The organism is Microcoleus sp. Pol11C3 (genome assembly GCF_036701485.1).
In the GTDB taxonomy this organism is placed as follows: domain Bacteria; phylum Cyanobacteriota; class Cyanobacteriia; order Cyanobacteriales; family Microcoleaceae; genus Microcoleus.
Genome location: NZ_JAUBQW010000185.1, coordinates 1 through 9,792, shown reverse-complemented (window position 1 = coordinate 9,792; position 9,792 = coordinate 1). Strand labels below are relative to the sequence as shown.

9 protein-coding genes are annotated in these 9,792 nt (G+C 46.5%); 6 read left to right on the top strand and 3 right to left on the bottom strand.

The features are described from left to right. The 4 genes from QUA40_RS26055 to QUA40_RS26040 all read left to right on the top strand — a co-directional run. Positions 1-1,714, top strand: a 1,714-nt coding sequence (locus QUA40_RS26055; protein WP_333131244.1) for a HEAT repeat domain-containing protein, incomplete at its 5' end; no start/stop codon positions are given. A 342-nt stretch (positions 1,715-2,056) separates the two neighbouring features. Next, positions 2,057-4,873: a preprotein translocase subunit SecA gene (secA, locus tag QUA40_RS26050; protein ID WP_333131242.1), complete on the top strand. Its 2,817-nt coding sequence runs from the start codon at positions 2,057-2,059 to the stop codon at positions 4,871-4,873. A gap of 165 nt (positions 4,874-5,038) precedes the next feature. Next, a complete protein-coding gene (locus tag QUA40_RS26045) occupies positions 5,039-5,296 on the top strand; it encodes a DUF4160 domain-containing protein (protein WP_333131246.1) in 258 nt (85 codons plus the stop codon). Between the two features lie 39 nt (positions 5,297-5,335). Further along, entirely contained in the window at positions 5,336-5,527 is a 192-nt protein-coding gene (locus QUA40_RS26040) for a DUF2442 domain-containing protein (protein ID WP_333131240.1), read from the top strand. An 86-nt stretch (positions 5,528-5,613) separates the two neighbouring features. On the opposite strand, the gene QUA40_RS26035 is transcribed toward QUA40_RS26040, so the two are convergent. From QUA40_RS26035 to QUA40_RS26025, 3 genes are all read right to left on the bottom strand, one after another. Next, positions 5,614-5,907, bottom strand: coding sequence for a DUF3288 family protein (locus tag QUA40_RS26035; protein ID WP_333131238.1), 294 nt, complete (start codon positions 5,905-5,907; stop codon positions 5,614-5,616). 155 nt (positions 5,908-6,062) lie between these two features. After that, complete coding sequence (locus tag QUA40_RS26030) at positions 6,063-6,971, bottom strand: hypothetical protein (protein WP_333131236.1); 909 nt, start codon at positions 6,969-6,971, stop codon at positions 6,063-6,065. Between the two features lie 55 nt (positions 6,972-7,026). After that, on the bottom strand, positions 7,027-7,596 hold the full coding sequence (locus QUA40_RS26025; RefSeq protein ID WP_333131234.1) for a tetratricopeptide repeat protein: 570 nt from the start codon (positions 7,594-7,596) through the stop codon (positions 7,027-7,029). A 172-nt stretch (positions 7,597-7,768) separates the two neighbouring features. Between QUA40_RS26025 and QUA40_RS26020 the strand changes: the two genes are divergently transcribed. Further along, the gene (locus QUA40_RS26020; RefSeq protein WP_333131232.1) at positions 7,769-8,509 is read left to right on the top strand and encodes an SDR family oxidoreductase; all 741 of its coding nucleotides are present in this window, start codon (positions 7,769-7,771) and stop codon (positions 8,507-8,509) included. A 51-nt stretch (positions 8,510-8,560) separates the two neighbouring features. Continuing rightward, a complete protein-coding gene (locus tag QUA40_RS26015; RefSeq protein WP_333131230.1) occupies positions 8,561-9,550 on the top strand; it encodes an NADPH:quinone reductase in 990 nt (329 codons plus the stop codon). The last annotated feature ends 242 nt before the right edge of the window (positions 9,551-9,792 follow it).

Genomic DNA, 9,792 nt, shown 5'->3' with positions numbered 1-9,792 from the left:
TCTATCCTTGCTCTTCGCTGTGCTTATCTCAACGGTCAACTTTCAATTTGATGTATTTGCCAAAGTGAGATGCACCCTGTACGCCTTTGTACACAAGACTTTTCAAGAATATTTGTGCGCTCAGGAAATTGGCTATCAGGCAGATGATGAGGATGATTTTGAGATTGTTCTCAAGCATATTCGAGAGCAGTTGCATGACCCCCACTGGCGGGAAGTGTTGCTGTTGTTGATTGCTCAACAAAAACCGAAGAAAGCGGCGAAAGCGATGCGGGCAATTTTGGCTGCGAATAGCGAGCATGAGGAATGGTTGCACCGCGATTTATTTTTTGCTGGCAGTTGCCTTGCTGAAAATATTAAAGATTTAAAGAAGGCAGATTCCAGTCTAACTGTGGAGATTTTGGATAAGTTGGTTGAGTTGGAGGTAAGCGATGAGCAACAGGTTGGTTACAGAGTTCACTCTCAGGTTTTTCAAATCCTTTGCAGTATGAGTGAGACTGAGTTTGAGGCGCAAACTTTGCAACTTTTGAAAGCAAGGGGCGTTGATGCAAATCGATTGTGGAGATATCAAGCAGCTTTAGGGGAAAAAGAAGCTGTCATAACTGCCATGCTACTACGCCTCGAAGATAGGGATCATAGGGTGTATTTATCGGCAGCAGAAGCCTTGGGCAACTTGGGAAATGTTTCAGAATCAGTCATCAGTGCCTTGTTGTTACGCCTCAAAGATAAAGATGAGGATTTCTTGGTACGTGTCTTGGCATCAGAAGCCTTGGGTAAGTTGGGAAATGCTTCAGAATCAGTCATCAGTGCCTTGCTGCTATGTCTCGAAGATGGGGATAACTCGTCACGTAGCTCGGCAGTACAAGCCTTGGGTAATTTGGAAAATGCTTCAGAATCCGTAATCAATGCCTTGCTGCTACGTCTCAAAGATGATGAGGATTTCTGGGTACGTGTCTCGGTAACGCAAGCCTTGGGTAAGTTGGGAAATGCTTCAGAACCCGTCATCACTGCCTTGCTGCTACGTCTTGAAGATGGCGATAACTCGGTGCGTAGCTCGGCATTACAAGCCTTGGGTAAGTTGGGAAATAGTTCAAAACCCGTCATCACTGCCCTGCTGCTACGTCTCGAAGATGGCGATAACTCGCTGCGTGTCTCGGCAGCATCTGCCTTGGGTAAGTTGGGAAATGCTTCAGAACCCGTCATCACTGCCTTGCGGTTACGTCTCGAAGATGGCGATAACTCGCTGCGTGTCTCGGCAGCATCTGCCTTGGTTAAGTTGGGAAATGCTTCTCAAGTCGCGATCAGCTCTCTGCTGCTAAGTCTCGAAGATAGCGATAAGTTGCTACGTCGTGAGGCAGTAAAAGCCTTGAAAAACGTGGAAAATGCTTCTGAACCCGTTATTAGTGCTCTGGTTTTACGTCTCCAAGATGAGGATGGCTTAGTGCGTTTCTTGGCAGCCTCTGCCTTGGGTAACTTGGGAAATGCTTCAGAAACTGTCATCAATGCTCTGCTGTTACGTCTCGAAGATAGAATTTACTCGGTGCATTACTTTGCAGCATCTGCCTTGGGTAAGTTGGGTCTGAAATCTAGTGACGTTTTGCCTGCTGTCGTGCAATGGATCGATCGCCATCAGGATGCAAAATATCTCGGCTCATGTATTGATGTGTTGTGGGATTTGGTGGCGGGTGAGGGAAATCGATCGCCCGTGGATTTTTAGAAGTATGTAGCTTTTGCGCCAGTAAAACCCGATCGCCCTTCGGGACTTTTCACCAAAAATGCGATCGGTCTGCTGTTTGACAATTAGAACCCTCCATCCCCTTAATAACCCGGAACAGAGGTCAATCAATCGAAAATCCAAAATCGAAAATCTAAAATCGGTCGATGGATTATTCAATCTAAAATCGAAAATCGAAAATCGAAAATCGGTCGATCGCCCGCAGCGACGGCCCAGGAGAGCCAATGGTTGCTACAATCGGGGAGGGTATATGTTGTGGCTAACACTACAGCCCCTAACCCTGAAAGCTAATAGCTAAATTATTAAAAATCTGCCTCTCCTGCCATGTTTAAAAATCTGCTAGGCGACCCCAACGCGCGCAAACTGAGAAAATTTCAGCCTTGGGTAGCTGATATCAATATTTTGGAAGAAGACTTCCGCGCACTCTCAGACGACGGCCTCAGAGGGAAAACGGCCGAGTTTCAAGAACGTCTGGCAAAAGCTAAATCTCTCAACGAGGAGAAAGAGATCCTAGACGAAATCTTGCCGGAAGCTTTTGCAGTGGTGCGGGAAGCGGGACAGCGGGTTTTGGGACTGCGCCACTTTGATGTCCAACTCCTCGGCGGCATCATCCTCCACAAAGGCCAAATTGCCGAAATGAAAACCGGTGAGGGCAAAACTCTGGTGGCGACGCTGCCGGCTTACCTCAACGCCCTCAACGGCAAAGGCGTACACATCATCACCGTCAACGATTATCTCGCAAGGCGGGATGCGGAATGGATGGGGCAGGTGCACCGCTTCCTGGGATTGACTGTCGGACTGATTCAGCAGGGCATGGATCAGGTGGAACGAAAGAAAAATTATAGCTGCGATATTACCTACGCGACTAACAGCGAAGTCGGCTTTGATTATTTGCGCGACAACATGGCTACTGTCATGGAAGATGTAGTGCAGCGTCCTTTTAACTTCTGCGTGATTGACGAAGTTGACTCGGTGCTGATTGATGAAGCACGGACGCCTTTAATTATTTCCGGCCAGGTGGAACGCCCCAGTGAGAAGTATATGCGGGCGGCTGAGGTAGCTTCTGCTCTGAGAAAGGAAAATGAAGAACATTACGAGGTTGACGAAAAGGCTCGTAATGTGCTTTTGACCGATGAAGGGTTTGGTGAAGCTGAGAATTTGTTGGGTGTTACGGATTTGTATGACCCGGCTGACCCTTGGGCGCATTACATTTTTAATGCGATTAAGGCGAAGGAATTGTTTATTAAGGATATTAACTATATCGTCACTCCCGATCGCGAAGTCGTGATTGTCGATGAGTTTACGGGCCGGGTGATGCCGGGACGCCGCTGGAGCGACGGTTTGCACCAAGCGATCGAAGCCAAGGAACGGGCGGAAATTCAGCCGGAAACTCAGACGCTGGCGACGATTACTTATCAGAATTTCTTTTTGCTTTATCCGAAGCTGTCGGGGATGACAGGGACGGCGAAGACTGAGGAAACCGAGTTTGAGAAGATTTACAGCCTGGAAGTGACGCTGATTCCCACTAACCGGATTACGAGCCGCACTGACCTTTCGGATATGGTTTACAAGGCGGAGGCTGGGAAGTGGAATGCGATCGCCCAAGAATGCGCGGAAATGCACGAGATCGGTCGGCCGGTGCTGGTGGGCACGACAAGTGTGGAAAAGTCGGAGTTGCTGTCGCGGCTGCTGCTGGAACGCAAAATTCCTCACAATTTGCTCAACGCTAAACCGGAAAATGTGGAGCGGGAATCAGAAATTATCGCTCAAGCCGGACGCAAGGGTGCTGTGACGATCGCCACGAACATGGCCGGGCGCGGTACAGACATCATTTTGGGCGGTAATTCTGAGTACATGGGCCGCCTGAAGTTGCGCGAGTATCTTATGCCCCGGATCGTGCAACCCGAGGATGAGGAAGGGTTTTCGGTGGTGCAAGTGCCCGGTATTGGTGGCCGCCCCGCAGCTCAAGGTTTTGGTCAGACTGCGAAAAAGGTAAAGTCTTGGAAAGCTTCGGCGCAGATTTTCCCGACGCAGCTATCGAAAGATGCCGAGCAACTGCTCAAGGCGGCCGTGGAATTGGCGGTGAAAGAGTACGGCGAGCGATCGCTCTCGGAATTACAAGCCGATGATATCGTGGCTATAGCCTCGGAAAAAGCGCCCACAAAAGACCCGGTAATTCAAAAATTGCGGGAAGCTTACAATTTAACTCGCAGGGAGTACGATGCTTTTACCAGCACCGAACACGATGAAGTCGTGCAGTTGGGAGGCTTGCACGTCATCGGTACGGAACGCCACGAATCGCGCCGGATAGACAATCAGTTGCGTGGCCGGGCGGGACGCCAAGGAGACCCGGGTTCTACGCGGTTTTTCTTGAGTTTGGAAGACAATTTGCTCAGGATTTTCGGCGGCGAACGGGTGGCCGGTTTGATGAAGGCTTTCGGTGTTGAGGAAGATATGCCGATCGAATCTGGAATGCTGACTCGTTCCCTCGAAGGCGCTCAGAAAAAAGTCGAAACCTACTATTACGACATCCGCAAGCAGGTATTTGAATACGACGAAGTGATGAACAATCAGCGTCGAGCAATCTATGCAGAACGTCGTCGAGTATTGGAAGGTTTAGACTCCAAAGAACAGGTAATTAAGTATGCCGAACAGACGATGGATGACATCGTGGGAGCATACATCAATCCCGATTTACCTTCGGAAGAATGGGAACTCGACAAACTTGTGAGCAAGGTGAAGGAATTTGTTTATCTGCTCGCTGACATGACACCGGATCAGCTAGAAGATTTGTCCGTTGAGGAAATTAAAACATTCCTGCACGAACAAGTCCGCAATGCTTACGACATTAAAGAAGCGGAAGTTAATGCAATCCGAGCGGAATTGATGCGAGATGCGGAACGGTTCTTTATTTTGCAGCAAATTGATACTTTGTGGCGGGAACACTTGCAACAAATGGATGCTTTGCGCGAGTCTGTAGGGCTGCGTGGTTACGGGCAAAAAGACCCGCTGATCGAGTACAAAACTGAAGGTTACGAGCTGTTTTTGGACATGATGACGGATATCCGCCGCAATGTGGTTTATTCGCTGTTCCAGTTCCAGCCGCAGCCGGCAATGCAAGTTTCGCCAGAGATGGTTTGAAGATAGTTGACTGTTGACTGTTGACTGTTGACTGTTGACTGTTGACTGCAACTGGTTCCCAGGCTCTTCCTAGGAACCAGTTGATTTTACACCACCCGTGTCATGGAAGAAGAATAAAAGAAGACCAAATACAGATATTCGCATTGAAATATTGTATAACCTGGAATTAGGCCCACTATTTTACGAATAGGCCCTTACCGACTTTACTTTTACAGCCATGAACCAAATGAACCACCTCATGTTCATATTGACAGAGACAAATCATCGGTTAAATTTTGGTTGGAGCCAGTCAGTTTAGGAAACAACCTTGGTTTTAGTGCTAAAGAACTTCGTAAAATACAGTCGGTAGTACAAGAAAATAAACAAACGCTATTGGAGGCTTGGTATGGGTATTTTGGCGATTCGAGCGGACGAGAGAGTTAAGCACATTCATTTTACAGAAGAACCATTAGTGTTGATTTGATGGATGGACGAATCATTACCGTCCCTTTAATTTGGTATCCAAGATTGTTTCATGCAACGCCCGATCAAAGGGAAAAATGGGAAGTATGTGGAGGAGGCTATGGCATTCACTGGGAAGAAATTGATGAAGACCTCAGTACAGAAGGAATGCTGCGAGGTGCACCGGCTCCGAGGCCTAAAATTACTCATTAATTTCGATCGCTATTTCACTTCTCCGCTTTCGTAATATAGCCTTTCTCACGTAAGAGATAAAGGAGGTATTTAAGGTAGATTTGAGATTAAGCCCAATCTTCTTGATCGCTTTTTTGTTTCCTGTAAACTTCACCTTGGGCGTGAATTTTACGGGTTTGTTCGTAAAGACTTTCTTCGGTGTGATTCCATTTTTGCAGGACTTTTTTTAAGTCTGATTGAATATCTCTAGCGCCGGGAAAGCCTCGGTAGCGAATTATTAATCTTGCTAATTCCGATAAATTGTAGTCGGTTGCTTCTCCTGCTAATAAAGTATCGACACTGAGTCGATCGCGCTTGTATTGCGGATGCTGCTGATCTTGAGTTTTTTCTACTAAATCCATACTATTTATGTTTGCCAATTATTTGAAAATGTTGCTACAAGCAACCGCCACCAAAAGCGCGGACATAAATAACCTCATGAATAGAGTCTTCAATCCGCGCTTCATAAACGGTTTGATTCGGGTATCATAACTGTCAACGGTCAACTGTCAACAGTTTAAGTTGTCGCTTCAGTCATCCCCAGAAATTTTTGTGTTTGTTCAGTAATACCAAATAGTCGATCGCCGTGACAAAATATTTCCCAGGCGCGAATTCCCATAAAACCAATACCTGCAACCGCCAAGGGCATCGCTGCGGCACCTAAAAGCGCGGCAATGGGAGGAAATATCATGCACAGTGTTAACAGAATGCCAGTAATAACACCGCCAGCAATGCCAGCTTTGGCGGTGGCGGTGGCGACTTGTTCCACTAACTCTGACTGCGTAATTTTGCCTTCAACGCACAATAGCGAGTTTTCTAATATCGAAAATACTAACTCAATTACTGCTGCCGCGATCGCCCCTTTCATTGCAGCCCCAACGATTTCCGCAACTGCTGCTTTAAACGCTGCATCCGCTAAAACTTGCTTAGCGACTGCTAATTCTGCCGCAGTCATGTCTGCACCACCGCGAGCACGATTCACCCAAAAATATTCAAAAATCCCGTTAGCAGCTTCGCTTCCGCCTCCATTGACGTGTGCTTGGATGTGACTCCAATCTTTATCTTGACAGAAGTTGTGAATTGCTTCTGGGTCTTGGGCACGAATTTGGGCGGGTATGGATTCAAATACTTTTGCTGCTTCTTGCACATTTCGGATGCCCTCACGCATCCCAGCCCTAGCAAATTTCAATTGCAGATATGTTGGCAGGTTCTCAAAACGGATGTTGTGTGCTATTGTGAAAGCTTCTTGAGTGGCGATCGCCCCGGCACTAACAATTGAACTTGGCGCTGATTGTACCCACGCCGTTAATCCAGTTGCACTTTCATCAAATTTTGCATCAATTTGGTTGCCTAAGTTTTGGATATCGGCAACAGTTTCTCGTACTTTAGCCGTTAGCAATTCGAGCGGATTCTGGTTAATTTCCATTTCGAGCCAGCTTGCATCGTTAATGATTGAATTATTCCGACTATAACATTCCTCTTCAGTAAGTGTTATTTTTTACTAAATTGCTTCTACCTTCTAACTCCGGCTGTAAATTTAGAGCTTTTTTTTGATAAAATAAACCTTCATTGATTCTCCCTTGAACTTCCAAACTTTTGCCTAAATTCCAATAAGCGACGGCTAAATCGGGTTGAATAGCAATAGATTTTTGGTAGTAAGTTATGGCCTCATCGAGCTGGCCTTGTTTGTAAAACATACTGCCCAAGTTAACATAGGCTTCGACAAAATTAGGGTCAAATTCTATCGCCTTTGAGTAGGCGCGAATTGCCGCGTCTATTTTGCCTTGGGCTTGCAGGATATTGCCTAGAGTTTTGTAGGCGGCGGGGAAATTCGGTTGCTGGCGAAGTGCTTGGTAACATGAGGCGATCGCCTGTACATATTTCTGTTGCGCGTAATAAATTTCTGCTATCTTGCTGTGTGCAACAGCCTCATCCGTCTTGAGGGCTAGTATTTTTTGATATTGAGCGATCGCCTCCTCAAGTTTTCCTGATTTCTGAAGGCTCTCGCCTGCGGACAAATACTGCTCTGCTAACTCGGAATTTACGGTCATAGATTTTACTTTAACAGCCGACACTACTTTACCACAACTGTTAGTTAGCAACCGCGATTTGTAGGAAAATTCTGACTAATTGAGATTTTAAATTTGTTTCTATACCGGAATGCGGAAAAAAATAGTATGATTATTTTGAACCAGCATCAACGCTAATTGCAGAGGAAATGTCATGGCATCACTAGCAGGAAAAGTGGCAATTGTGACGGGTGCCTCGCGGGGAATAGGACGGGCGATCGCCCTCCGATTATCCCAAGAAGGCGCATCGGTTGTCGTCAACTACGCCAGAGGCGCAGATCAGGCTAAGGATGTTGTGTCAGCGATTGAAGCAGCGGGCGGCAAAGCATTAGCCGTACAAGCCGATGTCAGCAAAACCGCTGAAATTCGCGATTTGTTCGATCGCACTCAGGAAACCTATTCACAAGTCGATATTTTAGTCAATAATGCAGGAGTAATTCTTTACAAACCTGTAGCGGAAGTTACCGAAGCAGAGTTTGATAATCTTTTTGCAATTAACGTCAAAGGCACGTTTTTTGCTTGTCAAGAAGCTGCTAAACGCATGGCGGAGGGAGGAAGAATTGTTAATTTTTCCAGTTCGACAACGGCGATGCTACTGCCAACTTACGGGGCTTATGTGGCGACAAAAGGCGCGGTGGAACAGCTAACTCGATCACTGGCTAAGGAATTGGGCGATCGGCAAATTACAGTCAATGTAATTTCTCCGGGCCCAACAGATACAGAACTCTTCACTGTCGGCAAAACAGCCGAACAAATACAAAGATTTACCCAAATGACTGCTTTGGGAAGACTCGGAAAAGTTGAAGATATTGCCGATGTGACGGCTTTTTTGTGCAGCGAACAAGCCCGGTGGATTACCGGACAAAATATCCGCGTTAACGGCGGCATTGCCTAAAGTAATGCGGGGCGGGTTTAGGAAGATTAAAAACATCAGGAGAAAACAACTGTGAAAGCTGCTTACTACGAAGAAATCGGCAACGCCAAAGATGTTCTCAAAATTGGCGAAATGGATGTGGCCGAATTGGGTGCACATGAAGTGCTGATTAAAGTACACGCATCCGGCATTAACCCCTCCGATGTCAAGCAGCGCAGCGGTTGGGGCGGACTCACAATGCGACACCAGCGAGTGATTCCCCACAACGACGGTGCAGGAATAATTGAATCAGTAGGAGAAAGCGTGCCGCCGTCACGAATTGGCGAACGTGTTTGGATTTATGAAGCTACATTGCCCCGCCGATTGGGTACGGCGGCGGAATATGTGGTTGTACCCAGCGAACAAGCGGTTTTTCTGCCAGATAATACAGAATTTGTAGAAGGTGCTTGTTTGGGAGTACCCGCAATGACAGCTCACAATTGCGTTTTTAAAGATGGTGCTGTTACGGGGAAAACAATATTAGTTGCGGGCGGCGCGGGTGCTGTTGGAAATTATGCGATTCAATTAGCAAAATGGGGCGGAGCAACTGTAATTGCGACTGTAAGTTCGGCGGAAAAAGCAGAAATTGCCCGATCTGCGGGAGCTGATTATATTATCAATTACAAAGCCGAAGATGTGGTGGCGCGCATCAAAGAAATTACGAAAGGGGAAGGAGTCGAGCGTGTAATTGAAGTTGACTTTGCTAGCAATTTGGAAACTAATTTAAAAGTGCTCAAACGCAACGGTACGATCGCCACTTATGCTTCGGATTCGGATGTAACGCCTCAAATTCCAGTGTACTCCTTAATTTACAAAAATCTTACCGTTCATTACGTGCTAGTTTATGTGATGGACAAAGCAGCGCATCAACAAGCGGTAGAAGATATTACAACTTGTTTGAAAGCTGGAGTTTTGCGCCACGTTATTGCTGGGCGGTTTGCTTTAGACGAGATTGCGGTCGCCCACGAAATGCAGGAAAGCGGAAGGGCGATCGGGAATTTGGTTTTAGTTGTTAGTCATTAGTCATTAGTTGTTAGTTGTTAGTCATATCAAATCCGTTAACCTCGGAATTATTATCTCTCTCTTCTCTTTCTCTGTGTCCTCTGTACCCTCTGTGGTTTAATCATTCCGATACAACCGGAATTGATATCATTAGTTATTAGTCAGTGGTTATATCATGTCCGGCGATATAATACGGAATCCGGTTGTCATAGGTCTGTTATAATTGCTGAAAAAATCGAGCAAAAATAGCCATGCCAAAAAAA

Coding starts and splice junctions, on each gene's coding strand:
- QUA40_RS26035 (WP_333131238.1), bottom strand. CDS start 5,907: ATGGATTTAGTAGAAAAAACTCAAGATCAGCAGCATCCGCAATACAAG.
- QUA40_RS26040 (WP_333131240.1), top strand. CDS start 5,336: ATGGATGGACGAATCATTACCGTCCCTTTAATTTGGTATCCAAGATTG.
- QUA40_RS26020 (WP_333131232.1), top strand. CDS start 7,769: ATGGCATCACTAGCAGGAAAAGTGGCAATTGTGACGGGTGCCTCGCGG.
- QUA40_RS26030 (WP_333131236.1), bottom strand. CDS start 6,971: ATGGAAATTAACCAGAATCCGCTCGAATTGCTAACGGCTAAAGTACGA.
- secA (WP_333131242.1), top strand. CDS start 2,057: ATGTTTAAAAATCTGCTAGGCGACCCCAACGCGCGCAAACTGAGAAAA.
- QUA40_RS26025 (WP_333131234.1), bottom strand. CDS start 7,596: ATGACCGTAAATTCCGAGTTAGCAGAGCAGTATTTGTCCGCAGGCGAG.